Below are 24,096 nucleotides of genomic sequence, written 5' to 3'. Positions count from 1 at the left end.
TCACTCTGGAAAAAAGTCCTTAATCGAACACCCCAAAACTTCAGCAATCTTTTTTAAATGATTGATGTTGTACTTGTCATCAGTCTTCAACCTTTCAACATTTCCGACAAATTTAGGGTTGAGATCGATAGCAACAGATAATACAGCTTGAGTTAACCCCGCCTTGATTCTTTTCTCCCTCACCTTGTCAATAATGTATTGTTCTATTTCAGTTATTTGTCCCATTTGCTATCTAAGTAAGTAATAAATAAAAAATATTTGCCGTGCTATAGCACTCTTTTATGATTTTTTATTTATATTCGTATAAGAAATAAGAATAGCAATTATTAAGAGTCTTGCGGTTACAAAATCTGAAGCCGTCAACGCAAGACAGCAGAAAAATACCATATCTATGGCTGGATGTGCTATATTTGTATATCCGCATAGATGTGGGATCTGCTGTAAATCCATGTTGACGTAAGGCTTCAGAACTTTTATGTAACCATGGTTGGCAGATCCCACATTTATGTTTCTGCTCATCCTGAGACTCATTTAACAGCAATTAAAATGAGATCAATATGGAACCATCAAAATTATCACCAGAAGCCAACCACGCTGTCCATTTCAGGGAGTTTACCCAACGGCTCGCCCAGAAGTTCGAACCGCTACAGATCTTCAACTTTTCGCAGAACCGCTACACTCATACTTCCAAAGGCTGCTTCAATGAGAGCCTAGTCTCTTTCAAATGTGACTATTGCCTATTAGCAGTTACGGAAAGCGCAACCCGAGTTGATTACGAAATGCAGGATTTTGCCAATACCAATTATCGGCAGGGGACAATTACCATCATCTGCCACGGCAAACAGTCGGTTATGGATGCGGTTCAGCATAACAGTCGCTTTTTTATATCAGTACTTGCAACTGGAAAACTGCTCTTTAGTAAAGATGGACTATTAGACGGTGATCCAATACCTCCGTTTATCCCCACAAAGGGCGCGATAAAAGCACTTAAACATTATGAACATCGCATACCGCTGGCTGATGGATTTCTGATGTGCGCATCCGAATGTTTGGAGAAGGAACAGTTTGGAATTTGCGCCTTTATGCTCCATCAGGCCGTAGAACAGGCCTGCATCTGTCTGGTCAGGGTTCATATCGCCTACCGTTCGGAGTTCCATAACCTTTACCGCTTGCTCCGTCTGTGCCAATGCTTTTCTGAACGGCCTTTTCAACTATTTCTTTCTACTGCCGAAGATGAAAGGTTATTTGATGTAATGGCAAAGAGCTATTCTGGTTCACGCTATAAAGATGATTTTACGGTTTCTCGGCAGGATGCGGAAAATCTTTATCAACGGGTGGCATCTTTTCTTTTGTTGGTTAAAAAGATGTGTGATGATAAAATAGAACTGCTAGATCAGGAAGCCGCACTTCATGCAATCCTAAAAAATACCGAAGCTGTACAAGTTGGAACCACTGAACAAATAGAAGATTGAAGCCATGGAAAAGCATATAAAGAAACTATCGAAAAACAGGATCGTTTATCTCGACAATGATGAAATAGCGGAGCCAATTAAAGTGGTGCACAATTTTTTTAGTGCCTCATGGTTGCCAGACCATTTGAAGATGCTGAAGCAATGGCGCGATGATGCCGCTTTTGAATCCGAAAATTCTAACAACCGAAGTCCCGCTAGCCTGCTCTACGACCATGAACTGACCATAAAACTGATGGAGGCGGCTTGGCTGTTGAAGGGCAAAAAGCTCGGCAGGATTAAAATCGATGTTAAAAACGAAAACAACATTGCCGATTGGTACGTCAAAATGGAAAGGAAAAAACTCTCTGACTATCCAGAAAACCTGACCATTCGGGAAATCATTAAGCCATCATCTGTCATCCGGAAAATGTTCAAGTTCCATACATTAGATGGTTATAGAAAAATCCTGAATATATGGCTCTATGATGCACTGAGTAATTCCTTTATGGAAGAAAGCCTCACCAAAGCTGAGGTGATCATGGTTTACGAACAATTGGTAAAACTGTTCGAGGCCATGTGGCTGATCAGTCAGCGCATTGAGACAAAGGCTTAAATTCGTTTTAACACCTTCCAGCCTCAAATTCAGCTGGATCTAAATAGTGTTTAATAACCTGCATAATTTATCGATGTCAAGTTTGCTCAACTATATATTAATAATAGCTATACACGAGTATATTCGTTTATATATGTTTAAGGTATTAGGATTCGCAAATACAGAGTTATGTGCAATATTGGGCGCATACCGCTCATCTGGCAAATCTGCAAGCTTTCATAGCAACCGAAGAGCTAGTGTTGATAACTTACGTCTTGTTTCTATAGTTAATTAACTAACTTTAAGATTATTAATCACTTAAATTAAAAAAATATGGGAATTAAGCCAGGACCAAAACGAATTGCTGAATCGACTGGAAAACCAGATAAACGTCAACACGATAATAAGGAAACTCCTAAAAATGTTCCTTCTCTTAAACCACACAAACATAAGAAGGGAGATTAATTTCATACTTATATAGCCTGTAATAACAAAAACTGCCGACAATATTTGCCGGCAGTTTTTGTTATTGTTCATTCTCAATTTAGATAATAAGTTTCCCTTTTTTTGCATAAATAACAACGTACTGCCCACTTTCAAAACCAGTACTTATTAGCTTTTTTCAACTAATGGAATTTGTGGCACATAATCGTAAACACTATCATCCTTTATTCATGCACGTTGGAACAACTAGATGCGGGAAAACTTTGAGTCTACGTTTTTCATCAGCACACTTCGGCTTTTTTGGCTCGCAGGCTCCGCCAACGCACGTTTTCTTAGTCTGAAGTTCATGGACAATTTCGCTGATGGGATTGAACCCAATTCTTCTTGGTTTATAAGGTCTCTCATGACATGAAAATTAAAACCTTGGTCGCCGCGAGACATTTCGGATAACCGAAAAAGAAGCAGAACTTGCATCTGCTAGCCTAGGTATATTGTAAATAGAATAAATACTTTAGGCTTATCCAAAGGATCTCGCTTTACAAAGATGAGAAATAAGAAACATCTAGTCAGATGTTATTCGGATATAATCGGATAATTTACTGTGCACTATTAAAGAAGTTCCATACATTTAATAATATTATCTGAATTATCGAAATTTCACAAGAAAAGAGTTATGTCAAATTCTATTAAATATCTATGTACTAATTGTGGCCATATAAATGACAGTCTACTTTGCCAGAATTGTCAAAATAGAACTGATGAATCAGAATATAAAAAGCTCAGTGATTATGCCAGAAGAGCTGTTTATTATGGATATACTTATAGAGTTGAATATGAAGATCAAGTTTCTAAAAATGGCGAGGTTACAGTTAAATTTTCGTTGTTTCAACCTGATACTTGGCATGAGTGGCTTGCAATGGCAGCATTAAGTGGATTTGTAGGGACATACGCTACCGACTTAGTAAAATATGTTGGTAAACAAATTTTAACATTACTAAAACCAAAGATTGATAATAAAACATTAACTGATAAAGAACAAGATATGGTAAACTTTTTATCAGATAACAATCAATTGAATAAGTTTACAATCTACATAAATAATTATTATGCTGGGGTATCTACAATTGACAAAAAAGTTGAAGAAGCTATAATTGAAGAAGAGTTTGCTGATGTCGCAAGTGAGGAGATGAAAGATGAATTTGCTAACTTGTTGGGCAAATCTGATCCGAATGATAAATCTGGGATTATAGAGGTTTTTCGAAAAATTGCAAAGGTAGCGGGACAAAAACGAAGAGAAAAACCTAGTGTTGACGAAACGAGAGCTCTACTGAAAATATTAAAAAAAGAACTAAAGAAAGATAAGCAAACAAAGAAAAAAAGAAAAAAGAAGAAAAAATAATAATCAATAGAATCATAAATAAACTGCACATAACAAAGGTTTGCCAAAATTGGCGGGAAATTCATCTTCAACATATTATATCGCATAGAATTAATGCAAGCCCGCCAACTTCGGCAAGCCTCGGGGCATTACATATCTTTCAAAATGCCTACCTGACTATACATGTACTTATTCAAATAAATAATGGGAAATTGGGGAACTACAATAAAGGACAACGACGCATTTGCTGACATATATAGTGAATTTTTTGACCAATATAATAAAGGTGCAGAGCCACATGCTATTTCAGAAAAAATAATCAATGACAATTGGGAAATACTGGAAATCGAAGAAGAGAAAAACAGTCTTTGGTTTGCCCTTGGTCTTGCGCTTTGGGAAACTAATTCTCTCAATCTCCAGATATTAAATAAAATTGAAAACATAATTGAAAGTGGCGAAGAGTTGAAAATCTGGCTTGACCTTGGCGCAACCGCAGGAGGCATTAAGAAACGCAGAATTTCATTAGAAAAATTTATAGACAAATTAAGAACAAACAGGCCTAAGCCAAAGCCTCGTAAAAAAGCTAACTTAAAAACCCCGGTATTTTCTACTGGTGACTGCATAAGCTTCAAACTGGACAATGGAAATTTCGGAGCTGCAATAGTCTTGGCTTCGGATAAAAATCCTGAAACAGCTTACAATTTAGTTGCTACAACGAGAGTGAATAGTTCAGCAAAGCCCACTTTGGATGACATTAAAAATTCTGAAGTATTAATTCTCAATTTTGCCAGCTGGGAAGATAAAGTTGAGGTGACTTGGTACATGCCAGACTTGTATTTCAAAAATTATTCGATGCTATATGAAGTAATTGGACAAATCGATATTGATTTTGAATATGATGTAAAAAACTGGAGTGGAAAGGGATACCACTTCAAGCCAACATTTACATCTGGATGGAACATGAATGAAATGATGGACAAACAGTTAAAATCTGAAAAAACAAAACCACAACCATTAAAATCCTTATACGTCAAAAAACTAATTAAAAAGGACAAATTCTGGACATTGTGGTAAGGGATTTTTGATAAAAGTGGCGGCAGTACTGGCATTCGCAGCGATTACATCAGAGCGTAGGATCAAATAGAATTATCCCGACCAACAAAACAAACGGCAGGAAACCGCCAAACCTTTTCCGTAAACACCAGAGCAAAAACAGTGGGGCTGTGTGAGCTGGCCGTTTTTGAAGGCCGCAAATGCGCGGGGGGGAAAATCTGACACTACCGCCCGAGGCCTTGGTTTTGTTGCATCTGTCGCTTCCGCCTTTTCCGTGCTGCAAGTTCCACTGGATTTACGTCAGGTTCGATCGACTGCACTGGTTCCAGCATTGCCTCGATAAATCCACTGATCGATTGGCCTGTTACCTTGACCATATCCGCAACCGAGTGAAAAAGCCCATCTGCTACATCCCTTGCCAGTAAATTAATACGGGCGTTACTGTGGTGTGGATCGTTGGAAAGTTCAAGAATATCCATCTGTTCCCTCTGTGCAGTGCTACCGTTCTTATGGACATTAGCATGCGCAAAAGTTTCCTTTAGCCCCCTGTCAAAACCAAAGAGCCTATCAAAGATGGTCTCTCCCGATTGCTTGAACGCCACACGGTTGAACTGTCCAAGCTTTTTGGAATGTGCCTCGTTCTTGCCCTTCGAATTGTTCATCGGGCTCAGTTTGATCCTGTTGGTGGCATCCTTTCGGCTTACGATAATCTGAATGTGCATTTGGTTTCCCCCTTTTTTCTCACCACGTTTCCTTTCACCGTTTAATACTTCTTTGTCCTTGTGGCAGTAGTAGCGATGGTTCTCGATCTTGCCGAACCACATCAGGTCTTTAGCGGAACTGATTCCTTCACGCTTGAAGTTTCTTGCATATTCGTCCATTACCTTTTCGGCATATTTCCTCAACTGTTTATTCATCTCCTTTTTACCATAGCTTTCTTCAAGATATTTCAATTCTTTTTGGCTGGGGCTGATGTTGACCAGAAAGAACTTTGCATCAGTCTTGCAGAGCTTTGCAATATTGCTATCTATTGCATGCCGCACCTCATAGGATTCGATCCTGCTGCCACTATGATTGAACCAAAATTCCGGCTCAAGTTTATCGTTGATCCTGTTCTCCTTTTCAAGATATTGCACCAACTCCCTGCTGCTTCCCTTGTTGTTTGCGGTTAGGCTATCGGTAATATTGATGTACATATCAGAGCAGTTCTATTTGTTTACGCGTCTGTTCGGCTAGTTCTTCTTTTTCCTTGCCCGATGTCATCATGCCCATTCGTTCCCGTTCCCTGATGTAGCTGTTCAGTATCAGCATGAAATTCTTTTTCAACCTTTCCTTTGTAATTATTTTCATCTCGATGTTGGTGGCTACTTCGTGCAAAGTGCCCAGTCTTTTTACCTGTGCCGACTGGTTTGACAGCACCTCATCATTATGCTTCAGTATCTGACCATTGAAGCGGTCAATTATCTTCTTCATCGCTTCGATCATCCTAGCCGAATCACGTTTGATGGGAATAAGCAGTTCGGCCTCCTGTGTTTTGATGAAGCCGATGTATTCCTTTTGTCCTTTTAGAATCGTGTTTTTCAAAAGTTCGTCGTTAAGGTCGGTAGGATCTTTTTTGCTCCGATAGAAATAATCCACCATCTGGGAGAATACCTGCCGCTTTGACCTGCCTAGCTTCAGGGCGATCTTCTCAAACTTAACATCATCACTTACCGAATATTTTACCGTTCTCAATGTTTCCTGCATATCCGTATATCTTTATAACCAGTTATATCGCACCCTTACGGGAGTTCCCATTTTCACTTCCATGGCACTTTAACAGTGGACGAGAACCCTTGGAGGGTTCTCGAAACCCCCACTGCGCAGCGTGGGGCAAGCAAAGTAGGGCGCAGCCCAACTTCCGCTTGCTCCTTTTCCCGAAGAAGGAAAAGGACTTTTCTGCAATGCGGCTACCCCTCATGGTTCACCGTTATTGTCCAACAAGGTAACACGGCTGGAAAGGTTCGGATGGTACGACGGTTCGTATTCGATGAGTCCGTTTGCGATCAGCTCGCCCATACATTTGTGGTAGGTCGCATAGGAACGGATGGCCGAATGTTTCATCAGTTCACGCCTTGATACCCGAAACGGGTTTTGGCGAGATGCTTTTTCATAATACATGAGTAATGCCGAATATAGGCTGAGGTGCGATTGACGGAAACGCCTGTTCCCGCTGGCAAGCTTCAGAAAGCTCGCCAGTTGTTCTGCCGTTCCCATTACGAATTTCCGATTTCGCCCAACAACTGTTCGATGTCCCCATGTGCATAGTAGAATATGCCGCCAATCTTTTCATAGGGCAATATCCCCTTGATTCGGAGGTTCTGCAATGTGCCCGAAGAAATCTTCAATAGCTTCCTTACCTCCGAACTTCGAAGGAATTGTTTATTGGTTACCGTTTCATGCGTTCTGATGGTCTGTTTGATCTCCTCAATAAGTTCGGACTTGAACCTTTGGAGCTCTTCTCTGGTTAGGATCTCGATCTGCATATTTGCCTCCGTTTTTAAGTTTACAGAAGCAAATTTGTGATGGGAAAGGTTGGAAACAATGACCGTCAGATTGGTCTGGTCATATACAATAGATGTATTGCCTGCTACTTTTTGGCAGGGTCTATTGGGATAACTTTGAAGAGCCGATGTTCTGGTTGTATTGAAGTACCTTTAATAGTTACATCTCCTTTTTTGTCGACAAAGTAGTTTCGAGCGGTTTCGATGGGAATGTCCTTTCCGCCATGCGAGAAATATTTGGCAATCATCTTAGCATAAGGGATTTTGTGGTCGCTCTTTAAGAGTTTTCTGCCCGATGGAAGTTGCAGTTCCCGCAGCTGTTGAATAACATCTATGAAAGTTGGCAGGTGGCCATCATCGATCAGGACCTTGAGTGAAACTTCGTATTCGTTTAGTTCTGCAAGTTTGGTATTTAGTTTTTCGATCTCTATTTTCTGGTTCTGAATGAGTTCATCTTTCTCGGCGATTACGATATGGGATGGCCTTGCGTTCCACTCGTCTATGCTGTTCAGGTATTTTTGGAATTGTTGGAGCTTTTCAAGCTGCTGCCTATGCATGGCGTGGTTTCGAGAAAAAGGATCTTGTATCTCGATGTGTCTGATCCTAGTTTGTACAGTCTGCCAGACATGGCGGAAAAAGTCCTCTTCACTGGTCAGGTTATTAAATTTCGCGTATTCCAGATGATAACTATAGAAATTTGGAAATTCTTTTTCCTCCATTCTGTATATCTTCAACAGAAAATGGTTGTCATCATGGCTGTGCCACAAGCCCATGAAGGTTCCTAAATCAAATTGATGGGCGGAAAACGAAAAGGATTTACGGGGTTTAAAATAGCTAGGTTTCATAATATAATAATTTTTGCATATACGGTTTCCCGTATTTATTAATAAACGTCTGAACCTACCTTTATTAATAAAGTATTATCCTGTCAATTAATATAACGTTCAAGATAATACTTTAGCAACTAAAATTGAATATATTGCATTAGTTAACAATCTCAGCTCAATGGATAATATCAGCCGCCTAAAAATTTTAGGCATACAAATTTATTGTTCTTGGACCTGTAGTAATCTATGTATCAGATTATGAAAGTCCTTCACACAGCCGACTGGCACATAGGCCAGTTATTTCACGAATACGACCGCAGTTATGAACATCAACAGTTCTTGAACTGGTTGGTGCAAACATTGCAAACAGAACAGATAAATGTATTGATTATCAGCGGGGATATTTTTGATATTTCCAATCCGGCAGCTGCATCCATTAAGATGTTTTACAGCTTTCTTAATCAATCTACCAAATCAAACCCCGATTTACAAATCATCATTACTGCCGGCAATCATGATTCAGCTTCTCGTTTAGAAGCTCCAAAACCTTTATTAGAATCCTCCAATGTGCACATCATCGGCTTGGTTGAAAAAGATTCTGATGGAAATATTGATTATGAAAAACTAGTTATCCCTATACATGACGAAGATGGAAATGTTAAAGTATGGTGCTTAGCCATACCCTTTTTGCGTATGGGCGATTACCCTACGATTGCTGATTGCTCCAATCCTTATACTGAGGGTGTTACCGCATTATACAAAGAAGCCTTTGAATATGCAGCGCAGAAAAAGCAAGACGGACAAAGTATTATTGGCATGGGACATTTACATACACAGCATACCGAACTTACTGAACTTGACAAAACCGAAAGGCTCATTATGGGCGGTGTTGAATGCATTAATGTCAACGCATTTCATCCCGATATCAAATATGTAGCATTAGGCCACATCCATAAAGCGCAACGCATTGGCGGAAAAGAGCATATTCGTTATTCGGGCAGTCCCCTACCTATGTCTTTTTCAGAAATCCATTACAAACACCAAGTTATCGTTTTTGATCTTGAAGAAGAAGTAAGTAACCTGAAACCTGTAGAAATCCCGCTATTTGTGCCATTGCAGAGAATTCCTCTAAACCATCAGCCCCTACATGAAGTGATAGCATTATTAGAACACTTACCTAAGATGGATTCAGCTGTAGAAACAACCCCTTATCTTGAATTAAGAATATTGCTCGAAGGGCCCGAACCTGCCTTGCGCCATAAAATAGAAATTGCATTGGCAGGCAAAAAAGTTAGGCTTGCTAAAATTGATGTGAAATACCCTGCTACCATACAAGAAGCGCAAGAATTCATCACGCCGGAAAAATTAAGTGACCTACAACCTATAGACGTATTTGGTAAAGTATACCAATCCAGATACAATTCCGAGGTGCCAACCGAAATCCTGCAGCTCTTCCAAAAGGTAGCGCAGGACGTAAACCAAATAGCCGAATAAGATGAAGATATTAGCTATACGCATCAAAAATTTGGCTTCATTAGAAGGAACTACTGAAATTGATTTTACAGCTGAGCCCCTATGTTCAGCAGGCATATTTGCCATTACCGGCGCAACTGGAGCTGGAAAATCTACCATATTAGATGCCCTTTGCCTTGCCCTTTATGGCAAAACACCACGATACCTACAAGCAAAAGAATCAGGAGTAGAAATTAAAGATGTACAAGGCAGCACACTGAGCCAAGGAGATGTACGCAGCATTTTACGTGACGGCACATCCGATGGCTTTGCCCAGGTAGATTTTAAAGGTATTGACGACCAATACTATCGTGCAACTTGGAGTGTGCGCCGTGCGAGAAATAAAGCTGAAGGCAGCATGCAATCAGACTCCATTATCTTAAAAAACATCACACTTAATTTTGATATCCCCGGCAAAAAGCAGGAAACCTTAAACGAGATTTCACGACTTGTAGGCTTAAACTTTGAGCAATTTACCAGATCGGTATTATTGGCACAAGGCGATTTTACGGCTTTTATGAAAGCCAATAGAGACGAAAAATCTTCATTACTCGAAAAACTTACCGGAACACATATCTATTCTGAAATCTCCAAAAAGATTTATGAAAAATATAAACTGGAAGATCAGCAGCTTCGTGAGCTTGAACTAAGAAAAGAAGGCATAATTATCCTTACAGCAGAAGAATTAAAAGTCTTATCAGACGATCAGGAGCTTTTAACAACCCAGATCATTAAGCTGGAAAAGGACATCGAGCAACTAAATGCAGCAATTGGCTGGCAAGAGCAGCTTACCAAGTTTCAAATTGCCCACCATACAGCCTATACTTCATTAGAGTTATTCACAGAAGCAAAGGCATTGGCTTTGCCACGCCAACAAAAATTGCTGATGACCGAACAGGCCCAGCAAACCAGGACCTGGGCAGATGCCTTAAAACACGCACAAGAACAGCACACTAACAAAACAACTGTTCTTGAAGCACTAAAAGAAACCATTACCAAACTACTTGCTCAAAAAGTAGATATAGCAACCGAAGTCGAATCAGCAGAAAATAGTCTAACAGTAAAAAATAAAGCGCTAAGCAATGCATTGCCCCTACTGGAACAGGCGAAAAGATTGGATACACTAATTGGCGAAAAAAAACAACAGGTTGACCAACTCCAAGAAGAAGCTGAAAAGGCTACTACAATAAATAGTAAACATTTTACAGCACTAACGGTTAAGCAGGAAGAACACAAAAATCTTGGAACAAACATCAAAGCCATTACCGACTGGAAGGCAGAAAATATAGACCGCAGCGCAATTGCCGAAAATAAAGACCTGATACTATCGAAACTGCAGGATGCAAAAAAGTTTTTAGACATCTTACATTCTTCTGAATCAGATCTAACTCAATTACAGAACAAAATCAAAACGGAAGAAGATCAAAAGACGGTGATTGAGCATAATTGGAAGCAACAGTCGGCAGGTTTGGAGAACTTAAAGAAAAGCTACGAAGCCAAAGCTAAGGAACTGCTTTCAATCCCTATCGAACAAATAAACCTGGCCAAATCCGAAACTGGGGAACAAATAGAAAACGGGATAAAGGCACAGTCTCATTGGCAACTCTTTTATCATGCGTTTACAGAATTAGAAAGCCTAAACAGCAAGCAACGACAAGATCTAGCTGATGAACAGACCAAACAGGAAGCATTAGCCATCTTAACCCAACAGCTGCCACTTATAAAGGTGGAAAAAGAAACAGCCTACCAAATGCTACAGCAAGCTCGCTTGGCATCGGCTGAAAATGTAGAAACACTTCGGGATGCTTTGATTAACGATGAGCCTTGCCCTGTTTGTGGCAGCACCAGCCATCCTTACGTAACACAAAATCCACAATTGGAAAACGTGTTGGCCCAACTGGAAAAATCCTATCTAGAAAAAGAGCAAAATTATCTACTTTGCCATAGCCAACATGATACTTTAGTAAAAGAGGGCAATACATTAAAACAAGTTATCCAAAACCAAAGCGAAGATATCGAAGCAAAGCAATTGGCATTGGCCGCTAAAAAGCAAGCTTGGGAAAAATTCGATATCTCGAAAGAAAGCGCTTCAATAGCAGATGCCAAAAAAGCAGATTGGCTCGAAGAAAATTTAAAAGCTCTAAAGACCAAACAAACTGACTTAATAGCTCAACTACAAGCACATAGTGACAAAAAGCAACAACTTGAGACAACCAAAACCGGGATAGACCAGCTAAAGGATCACACAGACAATCTTGCCAACAAAATAAAGGATATTCAGAACAGCTTAGCTGTTTATAAAGAGCAACAAAGCAGTAAAACAAAAGAGCAAGCTAAAGCGAAGACCGACCTTAATGGTGTAGCACAGTTGCTTTCACCTTACTTTACAACCGCAGATTGGATGGCAAATTGGAAAATTGCTCCTGTAGCTTTTGTGGAACGTATTGAGAGCTTTGCCCGCAACTGGAAAGAAAATAATGAAAAACTAGAGCAATATACGCGTCAGCAAGCAGCACTTAGTGCCACCTTAAAAGAATTGGAAATCCAAGCTAAAAACCTTGCTATAGAAGCGGATAAAAAAACCGAAACTCACTTGGTGCAACATCAAATCTATCTCAACCTAGTTGATCAACGTAAAGCCATATTTGACGGACAACCTGTATCAATAACGGAAAACTTGCTCAAACAAGCCATTGATGAAGCGCAAAAACAATTGGAAAGACTTAAAACCAACCTGCAACAACTAAATATTGACAGCACGAAAGCGCATACCCAAAAAGAAGAATTGACCGCTACATTAAGCGCTTTGGAGGCTGAAGCCCAAAAGGCAGCACAAAAAATGCAGGATTGGCTCAACGATTATAATCAAAAGAACAATCAATCACTAAGCATTGCATCACTTCACGAGTTGTTGGCTTTAAGCAACGACTGGATACAAACAGAGCGAGTGGAATTGCAAACCATTGAAGAAGAAGTAAACAAAGCGAAGACCATTCTTAGCGAACGAAAACAAGCGATGGACAACCATCTGCAAAATGTTGCGACTGAACAACCGCTTGAAGAACTCTTGGTCCTCAACGCCGTTGCCAAAACAGAAGTAGAAAAAAAGAGATATCAAAAAGGAGAGAACAGTTTCCGTCTGCAACAAAACGAAGCCCATAAAAACAAAATCGGCGACCTTTTAAAAGAAATCACAGCACAGGCTGCCATTACAGAAAACTGGAGTAAACTGAACGAAATTATCGGTTCTGCCGATGGTAAAAAATTCCGCCAGATTGCGCAAGAATACACCTTAGATGTTTTGTTGGGCTACGCCAACATCCACTTGCATTCATTAACCAGTCGATATAAAATTGAACGCATCCCAACATCGCTTGGGCTACAAGTAGTAGATCAAGATATGGGCGATGAAGTGCGCACGGTCTATTCCCTTTCGGGCGGAGAATCATTTTTGGTATCGCTTGCCTTAGCCTTGGGCCTCGCCTCTTTATCATCAAGCCGAATGAAAGTGGAATCTTTATTTATTGATGAAGGTTTTGGTTCCTTAGATCCTAACACCCTCAATATCGCCATGGATGCTTTGGAAAGGCTACACAATCAAGGCCGTAAAGTAGGCGTCATTTCCCATGTACAGGAAATGACCGAAAGAATTCCAGTGCAGATTAAGGTAAGTAAGCAGCAGAGCGGAAAGAGTAAGGTTGAAGTGATTGGGTATTAAATATAGATTAATCAATAATAAATAAACAAGATGGCTAAACAATCATTGCCACATACCGCAATACCAACATGGAGCGGATTCATTTACCAGGGTAGAGTCGCACTCTACCACATATTGAAGCAACTAAACATAAAAACTGAAAATGAAATAAATGAATTGGTGCTTCAAATAGATTCCATAGAAGATTTTACCATACTAAAATCAATTGCTACTGGAGGACATACTCCTATTTCCATGCATCAGGTTAAAGCCGTCAAAAGTGCGTTATACTCTACTTATAAAGAAGATTTTGAACAATTAGAAGAAAAGTGGACAGCTATTGGACTACAAACTGTTGAAGCATTTTTTCATCTCGCAAATCAAAATGAAAAAACTAAAGCAGAAATTAAGGTTTTGCATCCAAAGATGGAAATTTATGAATATGAAAATGATGCCGAATCATGTTCCTTAAATGATATTGATGTAAAAATTAAGGAGCAAATTAGCTTAGTACTTCAAAAGTATAATATTGGTGGTAATAATAATCCAGATACTGTCCAATTATTAAGCGAAATACTAGAAAAAAATGTGTCTGACAAGGTAATATATATTCACGCCCTGAATCATGGTGGGACTGCTATAAGAAATGCTGCGTATGACAATCCTATTCCTCTACACAATTTCTTAAATGCATTAAGAACAGATATAGCTTCGCTTGTTCAAGACGAAATTTATTTTGAAAGCAAGATTAGAAATAATCTTAATCGATATTACCAGGAGTTTTGCGTGGATTGTGTAGAAGATCAATTAAGTCCCGAATTAAAAACCAAAAATGAATAAATATTCGATACTTTTCAATTCTTACGATACTACCGCTTTCAAAGAATTTCTACAAAATATAAGACCTCATAAGAGTGTTTCTTATGGGAACTTACAGCAATATACGGACTTAAGCCTCAATGAAGATGAAATGAAAGATTCTTTTTATCAAACATTATTAGCTATTAAAGAATCTAATAGAGGTGATGGAATTGGTTGGGTTTGTTCTCAAAGCAAACAGTATTTCCCAACTTCCATAAATTATCCCAATGATGAAAATAATAAGAAAAGAGTAAGTGAACGCATAATGAAAACGGCTCTCAGTGAAATGGTAGAAGTTCCTTTTAATTCTGACTACTTAATTACTTCTGCCTGCAATGTAGAGGATATTGAAGCGTGTGCAAACAATGTCAGCCACGTTAACAATGTCGATACTGGAGAAGTTGAAAATGAAACAAAAATCATCCAATGGAAAAAAGTCAGCTTAATTGATTTAGAAACAGCAAAAAACAAATTAAATGATTGATCTAATAACCAGAATATTTGTAGCTGCAGAGCTAGAAGAAAAACCAAATATAGATTTCAAAATCTATGTTTTGAAAGAGAAAAAAAATTACTGGGTTATTGCTCATTATGATGGCGATAACATCAATAATGTATTAAACGACCAAATAGAAGTATTTGTAAAAACGAAAGAACTCGTACAAGAACAGACTTTTGATAAAAACGTAAACCTGTTAATACTGAATAAGGTTCCAAAACTAGAAGATGTTAAATTTGATTATCTGCTACAAATTGAAGAGAATCCATATCACTTTAAGAAAAGTATAATTTATTACACCGACGAAGAATTAAAAAATTTAAATGCTGCTATTGGCGAATCAAATGTACTTACTGGCATTGAATCCCTTATTTTAAAAGACGAAATATTTGAACAGCACAAAACGAATTTTGATGCTAACTCATTTGAGTCATTGGTCTATCGAATAGCTATTAAAATACCTTTTATTAAAATAAGAATTACACAAACAAATAACCTGAAATCTCTCGAAGAAATAAACAAAAGGTCTATTGGAAACAATCCACTTGACGAAATTTTGGAGCAGGATTTTTTTATGCTAAATGATGAAGATTTTAACTCAATGACCAATGAAACTATTCTTGAAAAATTAAAAGCAATATTACCAAATGAAGATTAACAGAATTAGAATTCAGAATTTTAAGGTATTCGAAGACACTACGATAAATTTTAATTCATCTGACATTATTGTATTTGACGGCCCTAATGGATTTGGAAAAACAACTATTTATGATGCTATAGAATTAGTTTTTACAGGCAAAATAAGAAGGTATGAAGACCTAAAGGCAAAACTGATTGATGGAAGACAGGTTTTTTCTGAAAATCCATTTCAACATTCAAACGGAATAGGCAAAGATATTTTGGTCACAATTGAACTTATTAAAAATGACGAACTCTATATGTTGGAGCGGTATGCAGATGCAGCTCACATAGAACCTTACATAAATTTTTCCGTATACAAGCTGTTTACAAAAGATGATTTTTTGTCTGAGAATAGAACTTCTATAGAGGACGAAAATCTATTTTTAACAGACTTATTAGGCAAAAATTACAAATCTAATTTTCAGTTTTTAAACTATGTGGAACAGGAAGAAGCCTTATTTCTGCTTAAACACGATGACAGAAAAAGAAAAAGCCATATCGGTCACCTATTCGATTTAAATGAATTTGAACAAAAAATAAAGCGAATTGATGATCTAAAAAAGAGGTTTGATGCTATAACTACCGTAGAAAACGAAAATATTAAAGTTCTTGATCAGGAAATAAATCAAATAAAGATTAATATCATTGCTGATGAAACTCCAACTTCTTTTGTAAAGTTATTAGAAAAAAAAGATTTATTTTGGGATCAGGAGGAAATCGATCCGACAACATTCGACTATTTGAATGTTATAGGCGTTGATGGAGTTCTTGATCGAATAAAAGTATTTGTTGAACGAAAAAGTCTGTTCATTCAATATAGAAAAAATAGAGCTGTTGATTACCTTTTAGAAAATGAAAATCTGGTCAATAACTTTTTTAAATTTCAAAATTTTTTATCTAAAAAAGAAGAAATAAGGGAGCTACGGACTAAAGTGACAGGTCTTGAAAGTACAATTAAGCAACTGGAATCACTGAGTCATAATACAGTGGAAGAATCAATAGACTTGAATCCGTATGACTTCATTCCAAGTGATTTAAAAACTACTTTTTCTTCAACCAAACAGGCACTTATTTCTAGTCATAAGGAACTCTCTGGATTAGATAGAATTTATTCAGACATCTCTAAATCCAGAAATGATTTAATCGATGAACTTACCGACCTAAGAGAAGCTGGGGTTTCTACTCGAGAATGTGTTTTGTGTGGCTATGACTGGAAAAACATTGAAACGCTACTTCTTCAAATCGAAACTAAATCTGAACAAATCAAGGAGATCAACTCTGATAAAAACAATCGTCTTCAGGAAACATTTACAGAATTTAAATCTGAAACTATTAAACAAATAATAGAGCTGATAAATATTCGCCTAACTTCTCTTAATTACAATAAAGAATTTGCTTCACAGTTACTTGATTTAGAGGACAATCATTTTAATGACCTTATAAAAGTCCTTAGTATTCTTGAGATTGATTATTCACAATATCTAAGTGACGAACAAATACTAAATGTAGCTAACAAATTAGAGCTATTCAAGAACGAAATCTTAGTTATAAAAGACACGAGTAATACAGAATTGATAGAATCTTATTTTTTAGAATATTTCCGAGAATATTTCAACAACGAATTTGATCAAGTAGATCCTGTGACTATTAAACAAATTGAAGCAAAGAAAAGATATCTATCTCATAAATTATCATTAAGTCAAAATCAAATTTTACAAACTAAATCTGGCCAATTACTAGAGGTAACAAAAAGGAGAGACACAGCAAAGGAGGTTTCTCAAAAATTGAATAGATTAAAAAGTACATATAACTCATCTTTAAAATCTTATGAGAAAAAAATAATTAAAGATATAGAAACAGTATTCCATATATATTCAGGTAGGATTATGCAATCTTTTCAAGGTGGGATAGGGCTGTTTATCTTTTCCGAAAAAGAGGGAATACGTTTCCAAACAGGATCACACAAAACCTATGACGCTATATTTACGATGAGTTCTGGGCAATTGTCTGCATTAATTATTTCTTTCACTCTAGCACTACACAAAAAGTACTCCCAAAACAAATTAATTTTAATAGACGATCCGGTACAAACTATGGACGAATTAAATCTATATGGTTTTATTGATTTGCTAAGAAATGAATTCTACGATAATCAAATTATTATGTCCACTCATGAAGATATGATGTCAGCCTTCATGAGGTATAAATTTAAAAATTATAACCTCTCGGAAAAACGTGTCAATTTAAAGGAACTAGCAACAGTATAGAGCGATAATTAGTGTTTCTAATATCCTATCATGAAACAAAGCTACCTCGATCCTTAACCAAAGCTACCCTACCACCAGCTCATCTTCACCAACAAAGATGAGCTCGCAGTACCTTTAAGTTCCCACATACTTTTACTACCTTAACCTCATGGATAAAACAATGCGCTCTGGCCAAGAAGTAAACTTTATTTACACCCCAGCCATCAACTATGCTTTTCAGCAAAACCATGTACCCACCATTAGGGAACTTACCATCACCAATCACAGTGAAAATGATTGGAAAGACATTGGTTTAACCATCTCGTCCGAACCAGATTTTGCAGAAATTTGGAAAGCAGAAGTAGCATTTTTAGGGCCTGCCCAGAGCCAACAATTTACCAACATACCATTATTAGTATCTACTAAGTTTTTGGCCGAACTAACTGAAAGAATAACTGGGAAGTTGAGCTTAACTATACGAATTGGTGATGAAATTACTTTTCAGCAAACTTATACTATAGATGTACTGCCGTTTGATCAATGGCCTGGAGTAAGCATTTTGCCTGAAATCATGGCCGCATTTGTTACACCCAACAACCAACAGATCCCAAAAATTATTCATCAAGCATCTTCCCTACTGGGCAAGTGGACCGGCAATCCATCTTTTGACGATTACCAAAGCCGCAACCCAAATAGGGTGAGGAAACAGATGGCTGCGATTTTTGAAACCATCGCCAACCTACAAATAGTCTATTGTAGCGTTCCTGCAAGTTTTGAAGAACAGGGCCAAAGAATAAGATTGGCAGATGCCATTTTTGAAAATAAATTAGCCAACTGCCTAGACCTATCCTTATTGTATGGCGCTTGTTTAGAAGCGGTAGGCATTCATCCAATTATAGTGGTGATTAAAGGACATGCTTTTGCTGGCGCTTGGTTAGTAGAAGAGTCGTTTGCCGATGTAGTGAACGATGACCCGTCATTATTAACAAAAAGGGTTGTGGACGGCATTGGCGAAATATGCTTGATAGAAGCGACCTGTATGAACGCCGGACAAACATACACCTTTGATCAGGCAGTGAGTTCCGCAGAACTAAAAATGATAAACACAGCTGATTTTGTGCTGTTTATTGATGTCAAAAGAGCCAGATTTGGCAGTATTCGTCCCCTCCCACTCCGTGCCTTTACCAACTTGGGCTGGCAAATACAGGAAGAGGCCCAACCCTTGCGTGAAAACCAATTACCCGAAGAGATATCCATTGGCGAGCGATTGTTACATGCTGAAAAAATTGAAGTTTCTAAGCAACGCCTTTGGGAAAGAAAATTACTGGATCTTACTTTAAGGAATAGTTTGCTGAACATCCGCATTACCAAAAGTGTGATACAGTTTATCACCATCAACTGTGCTAAACTAGAGGACGCCTTGGCTGATGGCGAAGAGTTTCAAGTATTGGCCAAACCCAGCGACTGGAACAATCAAGTAAGAGATAGCGGTGTTTACCAGTCGCTACATCAATCAGATCCTATTGCAGATTTGGTAAAGCATGAGCTAAGCCATAAACGACTACGCAGCTACTTAAGCGAAAACGAAATTGGCTACGCACTTACACATCTTTACCGTGCATCTAGAACTGCGTTAGAAGAAAACGGTGCCAACACCTTATATGTGGCGTTGGGTATGCTGAAGTGGTATGAGACCGATGCAAGTGAGCGACCTAGATACGCCCCTATCTTGCTTTTACCCGTTGAAATCATCAGAAAATCGGCACAGAAAGGATATGTCATCAGAAGTCGTGAGGAAGAAACAATCATGAACATCACCCTTTTGGAAATGCTGCGCCAAGATTTTGGGATCAGTATTGGTGGACTGGAAAACTTACCAAGAGATGAAAGTGGTGTAGATGTACAATCTGTTTTTAATATCATTCGCCAGGCTATTATGGCCAAATCGAGGTGGGATGTAGAAGAACAGGCATTATTAGGCACCTTTTCATTTAGCAAGTTTATCCTTTGGAACGATATCCACAACAATGCTGAACAGCTCTGCAAAAACAAAGTGGTGGCTAGCTTGGTATCTGGAAAGCTAGAATGGGAACCTGAAGAAAATGCCAGTGTAACCGAAATTTCGGATGCACAGTTACATCCATCACAGCTCGCATTGCCCATCAGCACAGACTCTTCTCAACTACAGGCCATATTAAGTGCAGCACAAGGAAAAAGTTTTGTTTTACATGGCCCTCCCGGCACGGGAAAATCGCAAACCATTACTAACATTATTGCCAACGCCCTCTACATGGGTAAGAAAGTACTTTTCGTAGCGGCAAAAAAAGCGGCTTTGGATGTGGTAGAAAGCAGATTAGAATCTATTGGTATTCGACCTTTCTGTTTAGAATTACATTCCAATAAATCTAAAAAGTCTGATGTACTTCAACAGCTTAAGGCTGCCAGCGAGGCACCCAAAAACAGTGCACCCGGAGATTTTGCAATGGAAGCCGAACGGCTCTATCAGCTAAGAAATGAACTGAATGGTTATGTAGAAACGCTCCATCAGAAAAATAATTTCGACTTCTCATTATTTGAACTATTTACCGAATATAGCAAGATCACTGCGGTAGAAAACCTCATCTACTTCCCTAGCAATGCATTTGCTTCATTTGATAAAGAGCAACTGCGCAATTGGCAGGATACGGTAGAAGAAATAGCAGCAGCAGCCAAAATGATTGGTAAAGCACACCAACATCCTTTAAGTGAAATGGAACCCAAACAATATGTTCCATCTACCAAACAAGAGGCTGGTGAGCTATTGAATACCTTAACTAATTTGCTAAGTGAACAAATACAACTTTGTAACAGCACTAAACAATATTTAAAGCTAGAAGACACGCTTGCAACAAGAGAAGAACAGCTTGCCTTTAACCAAATGGCTAAACTGCTTACCCACTTGCCCGACTTACCGGCCAGCATGTTGGAAACCGACTCTTTTGAGCAGGTACATGCCCAAGTAATTGGTCTGGCCGCACATGGTTTAAAAAGAGATGAACTAAGCACATCGCTTTTAGCCAATTATTCAAAAGAAATCCTTTCCTTCTCCGCACAACAAACCCTTATACAGTGGAATATTGCCGAAGAGAAATGGTTTCTACCCCGCTGGATGAAACAAAACAGCCTTTTAAAACCATTAAAAAGACTAAGCCTAAGCGGAAAATTAGACAAGGATAGCGTTAAAGAGACACTACAACAGGTTATCGATTTCCAAACCGAGCAGGAACACATTGACAAGGCCACCTTTTTACCTCTACTATTGGGCTTTATGTGGAAAGATGGCAGTCCGGACTGGAAAGCAATTGCAACATCAAGCGAGCATTTGATCCAAATTAACAAAGCAGCATCACTTATTGTTAAAACAGGCAGCGCAGCTACTTGGCGCAAAAAGTTAGCTTTAGCATTTGACGAGGGCACCAAAGCTTATTTAGACCGCAACAGCAAGACCTTTAAAGCATTATTGCTTACCAAAGATGAGATTTTAGCCACAACCGATAAACTGAGTGGTTTATTAAATATTGATTTCGACGAGGTAAAAGGCCCGAATGATTGGCTAAGCTATCTTAATGAAAAAGCCATCTCTTGGCGATCAAATTTAGAACAACTTAAAGACTGGTATAACTGGACGGCTTTAAGAACAAAAGCGGCCAATAATGGTTTATCTCCAGTTACAAGTGCTTTTGAAACTGGCAGTGTTAGCACGGCAGAAATTATACCGCAAGCCTACAAAGCCATGTACCGCGCTGCCGCTGATTACATCTTTGAACAAAGTCCTTTACTCACTACGTTTAACTCCCAATTATTTGAAGACAAAATCAATAGGTTTAGGGCAATCAGTAAAAAGTTCGAAGAACTGACCAAAGCAGAATTATACGCCCGTCTGGCTGCAAAAATTCCGTCTTTCACTAAAGAAGCGTCCCAAAGTTCAGAAGTGGGCATGCTCCAAAGAGCGATTAAAAATAATGGCAGGGCCTTATCTATTCGTAAACTATTTGATTCTATACCAGATTTGCTACCGAGATTAACGCCATGTATGTTAATGAGCCCAATTTCAGTTGCCCAGTACTTCGATGCAGAAAGTGCCAAGTTTGATCTGGTAATTTTTGATGAAGCATCGCAAATGCCGACATGTGAGGCCGTAGGTGCAATTGCTCGTGCAGGCAGTGTGATCGTTGTGGGCGATCCTAAACAAATGCCTCCGACAAATTTTTTTAGCAACAACAATTTTGATGAGGATAATGTAGACAAAGAAGACCTAGAGAGTATTCTAGACGACTGCCTTGCCTTATCTATGCCATCGCAACATCTATTATGGCATTATAGAAGCAAGCACGAGAGTCTAATAGCCTTTAGTAATGCCAAATATTATGAAAACAAGTTATTAACGTTCCCATCAACAGACGATATCATTAGTAAAGTTCAACATGTAGCGGTTGCTGGACATTACGACAAAGGCAAATCTAGGCAAAACAAGTTTGAAGCTAAGGCCATTATAGATGAAGTGGTGCGCCGACTATCTGATGCAGAGTTAGCCACCAAAAGTATTGGCATTGTAACCTTTAGTTCGGTACAGCAGACTTTGATAGAAGATCTACTTAATGAAGTCTTTAGTTTGCGACCAGACCTTGAGCGTATCGCATTGGAAGCTGATGAACCTATATTTATCAAAAACTTGGAGAATGTACAAGGTGATGAACGAGACATCATTTTGTTTTCAATCGGCTATGGTCCGGATGAAAATGGCAATGTAAGCCATAATTTTGGACCCATTAATAGAGAAGGAGGTTGGAGAAGACTTAACGTTGCCGTTTCTAGGGCGAGGTACGAAATGATTGTTTTCTCCACGCTTAAATCTGAGCAGATTGATCTAAATAGAACCAATTCTGAAGGTGTAATGGGCCTAAAAGCTTTCTTAGCCTATGCCGAGAAAGGTAAAGTTGCACTCCCTGTTAGAAGTAAAATAGGTAATAGTGACGGAATGGGCTATGAGCATGTAATAGCGCAAGAATTAATTAAACATGGTTATGAGGTGCATAGTCAGATTGGCTGTTCGGCCTACAAAATTGATTTGGCTATAGTAGATAAGAAAAATAGCTCATCCTATATACTCGGTATATTAACCGATGGGAAAAATTATCAGCGTGCGCATACCTCAAAAGACAGAGAGGTAACACAACTTAGTGTTTTACAGCAATTAGGATGGAATATTCATAAAGTTTGGTCTATAGAATGGTGGGAAAAACCAGATAGAGTAACTAATGATATCTTAGAAGCGATTAGGCTCGCAGAAAATGATGAGCTTAGGGCAGCAATTATACCACAACCTGCCCCGAATCCGGAGAAGGAAGTTTCTATAAATGCGTTAACAAAAAATGAGCCGATAAAAAACGATGAAGTGTTACAAACTTCAATTATTAATAAGGTAGAGGCTGATCGAGAAACTCCTAATTTCTACACCTTGACTAACCTAGCAGCCATAAATGCAGATAGTAGCGATGAGTTTTTTTGGGGCCAAAATAGGGAGAAGATTAAAAAGCAAATTTCAGACGTACTAGAAACAGAGTGGCCAATTAGTAAAAACTTACTCTGCAAACGTGTATTAAACGCTTGGAATATCTCTAGAATGGGAACTAGAATCAGCTATCATTTTCAAACCTTATTAGATGAAATGCATCTTTCAGCAATTAATGATGCACATCGTGAATTCTTTTGGCCAAATGAAAGTAAGCCTGAAGATTATAAGCGATATCGCATTCCAAAAAACGACTTGGAGAAAAGAGATGCTGATGACCTTCCAGCGGAAGAGGTTGCAAATGCAGTTAGTGAAATTTTAGGTCATCAGATTAGCTTGACCAAAGCAGATTTAATTAGAGAAACAGGAAAACTATTCGGTTATGCCAGAGTGGGTACAAATGTAGAATATGCCATGGCGCAGGGAATAAACAAAGCTATTGACTTAGGTATTGCAAAGGAAAACAATGGAAGAATTGTTTTCAATGCTTAAAGTTATTTGCAATAGAACAATTTGAGAATTATTAAAATTTCCGTATATTTATATCATAGCAATTGCAACTAAAAAATATAGACAAAAAGGTGAGTGATTCGGTGAGTCACATTTTAAAACCTTTCCTGATAGCCTTTAAACGCTGAAAAATGAACGAAGTTCATATCCCAGCGGGATCACAGAAAGCTTCACAGAAATGTGAAGCTTTTTTGTTTTAAGGTGCAGATTTAAAAAAAGTTTGAAATACCAAAATTGCCCTATTTCCAAAA

At 38.4% G+C, this 24,096-nt stretch carries 18 protein-coding genes; 12 read left to right on the top strand and 6 right to left on the bottom strand.

Annotated features, from left to right (window positions below; genetic code table 11):
• On the bottom strand, positions 1-225 hold the full coding sequence (locus DF947_RS00895) for a helix-turn-helix domain-containing protein (RefSeq protein ID WP_109927810.1): 225 nt from the start codon (positions 223-225) through the stop codon (positions 1-3).
• A gap of 332 nt (positions 226-557) precedes the next feature.
• Between DF947_RS00895 and DF947_RS00890 the strand changes: the two genes are divergently transcribed.
• From DF947_RS00890 to DF947_RS00870, 5 genes are all read left to right on the top strand, one after another.
• Positions 558-1,472: a HEPN domain-containing protein gene (locus DF947_RS00890; RefSeq protein ID WP_109927809.1), complete on the top strand. Its 915-nt coding sequence runs from the start codon at positions 558-560 to the stop codon at positions 1,470-1,472.
• Between the two features lie 4 nt (positions 1,473-1,476).
• Positions 1,477-2,064: a hypothetical protein gene (locus tag DF947_RS00885; RefSeq protein ID WP_109927808.1), complete on the top strand. Its 588-nt coding sequence runs from the start codon at positions 1,477-1,479 to the stop codon at positions 2,062-2,064.
• A gap of 312 nt (positions 2,065-2,376) precedes the next feature.
• Positions 2,377-2,508, top strand: coding sequence for a hypothetical protein (locus DF947_RS22570; protein ID WP_262510061.1), 132 nt, complete (start codon positions 2,377-2,379; stop codon positions 2,506-2,508).
• Positions 2,509-3,160: 652 nt separating this feature from the next.
• On the top strand, positions 3,161-3,886 hold the full coding sequence (locus DF947_RS00875; protein WP_109927806.1) for a hypothetical protein: 726 nt from the start codon (positions 3,161-3,163) through the stop codon (positions 3,884-3,886).
• A gap of 183 nt (positions 3,887-4,069) precedes the next feature.
• Positions 4,070-4,939, top strand: coding sequence for a hypothetical protein (locus DF947_RS00870; protein WP_109927805.1), 870 nt, complete (start codon positions 4,070-4,072; stop codon positions 4,937-4,939).
• A gap of 203 nt (positions 4,940-5,142) precedes the next feature.
• Here the strand turns inward: DF947_RS00870 and DF947_RS00865 are convergent, their stop codons facing one another.
• The 5 genes from DF947_RS00865 to DF947_RS00845 all read right to left on the bottom strand — a co-directional run bounded on the left by DF947_RS00865 (position 5,143) and on the right by DF947_RS00845 (position 8,306).
• A complete protein-coding gene (locus tag DF947_RS00865; RefSeq protein WP_109927804.1) occupies positions 5,143-6,114 on the bottom strand; it encodes a DUF5712 family protein in 972 nt (323 codons plus the stop codon).
• Position 6,115: 1 nt separating this feature from the next.
• Positions 6,116-6,664: a BfmA/BtgA family mobilization protein gene (locus DF947_RS00860; protein WP_109927803.1), complete on the bottom strand. Its 549-nt coding sequence runs from the start codon at positions 6,662-6,664 to the stop codon at positions 6,116-6,118.
• 210 nt (positions 6,665-6,874) lie between these two features.
• A complete protein-coding gene (locus tag DF947_RS00855) occupies positions 6,875-7,174 on the bottom strand; it encodes a hypothetical protein (RefSeq protein WP_240615290.1) in 300 nt (99 codons plus the stop codon).
• Positions 7,174-7,443 (bottom strand): helix-turn-helix domain-containing protein, encoded by a 270-nt coding sequence (locus DF947_RS00850; protein WP_109927802.1) that lies wholly within the window; start codon positions 7,441-7,443, stop codon positions 7,174-7,176. The genes DF947_RS00855 and DF947_RS00850 overlap by 1 nt, the downstream gene beginning before the upstream one ends.
• 104 nt (positions 7,444-7,547) lie before the next feature.
• Positions 7,548-8,306 (bottom strand): hypothetical protein, encoded by a 759-nt coding sequence (locus DF947_RS00845; RefSeq protein WP_146202857.1) that lies wholly within the window; start codon positions 8,304-8,306, stop codon positions 7,548-7,550.
• A 240-nt stretch (positions 8,307-8,546) separates the two neighbouring features.
• Between DF947_RS00845 and DF947_RS00840 the strand changes: the two genes are divergently transcribed.
• The 7 genes from DF947_RS00840 to DF947_RS00810 all read left to right on the top strand — a co-directional run bounded on the left by DF947_RS00840 (position 8,547) and on the right by DF947_RS00810 (position 23,827).
• Positions 8,547-9,782, top strand: coding sequence for an exonuclease SbcCD subunit D (locus tag DF947_RS00840; RefSeq protein WP_109928469.1), 1,236 nt, complete (start codon positions 8,547-8,549; stop codon positions 9,780-9,782).
• 1 nt (position 9,783) lies between these two features.
• On the top strand, positions 9,784-13,518 hold the full coding sequence (locus DF947_RS00835) for an AAA family ATPase (RefSeq protein ID WP_109927800.1): 3,735 nt from the start codon (positions 9,784-9,786) through the stop codon (positions 13,516-13,518).
• Between the two features lie 30 nt (positions 13,519-13,548).
• The gene (locus DF947_RS00830) at positions 13,549-14,337 is read left to right on the top strand and encodes an ABC-three component system protein (protein WP_109927799.1); all 789 of its coding nucleotides are present in this window, start codon (positions 13,549-13,551) and stop codon (positions 14,335-14,337) included.
• Entirely contained in the window at positions 14,330-14,842 is a 513-nt protein-coding gene (locus tag DF947_RS00825; protein ID WP_109927798.1) for an ABC-three component system protein, read from the top strand. The genes DF947_RS00830 and DF947_RS00825 overlap by 8 nt, the downstream gene beginning before the upstream one ends.
• The gene (locus tag DF947_RS00820; protein ID WP_109927797.1) at positions 14,835-15,515 is read left to right on the top strand and encodes an ABC-three component system middle component 1; all 681 of its coding nucleotides are present in this window, start codon (positions 14,835-14,837) and stop codon (positions 15,513-15,515) included. The genes DF947_RS00825 and DF947_RS00820 overlap by 8 nt, the downstream gene beginning before the upstream one ends.
• Entirely contained in the window at positions 15,505-17,805 is a 2,301-nt protein-coding gene (locus tag DF947_RS00815) for an AAA family ATPase (RefSeq protein WP_109927796.1), read from the top strand. The genes DF947_RS00820 and DF947_RS00815 overlap by 11 nt, the downstream gene beginning before the upstream one ends.
• Positions 17,806-17,953: 148 nt before the next feature.
• Complete coding sequence (locus DF947_RS00810) at positions 17,954-23,827, top strand: DUF3320 domain-containing protein (RefSeq protein WP_109927795.1); 5,874 nt, start codon at positions 17,954-17,956, stop codon at positions 23,825-23,827.
• Positions 23,828-24,096 lie beyond the last annotated feature (269 nt).

Origin of the sequence: Pedobacter paludis, from assembly GCF_003173575.1 — a bacterium.
GTDB classification, from domain to species: domain Bacteria; phylum Bacteroidota; class Bacteroidia; order Sphingobacteriales; family Sphingobacteriaceae; genus Pedobacter; species Pedobacter paludis.
This window is presented reverse-complemented; position numbering and strand designations above follow the sequence as displayed.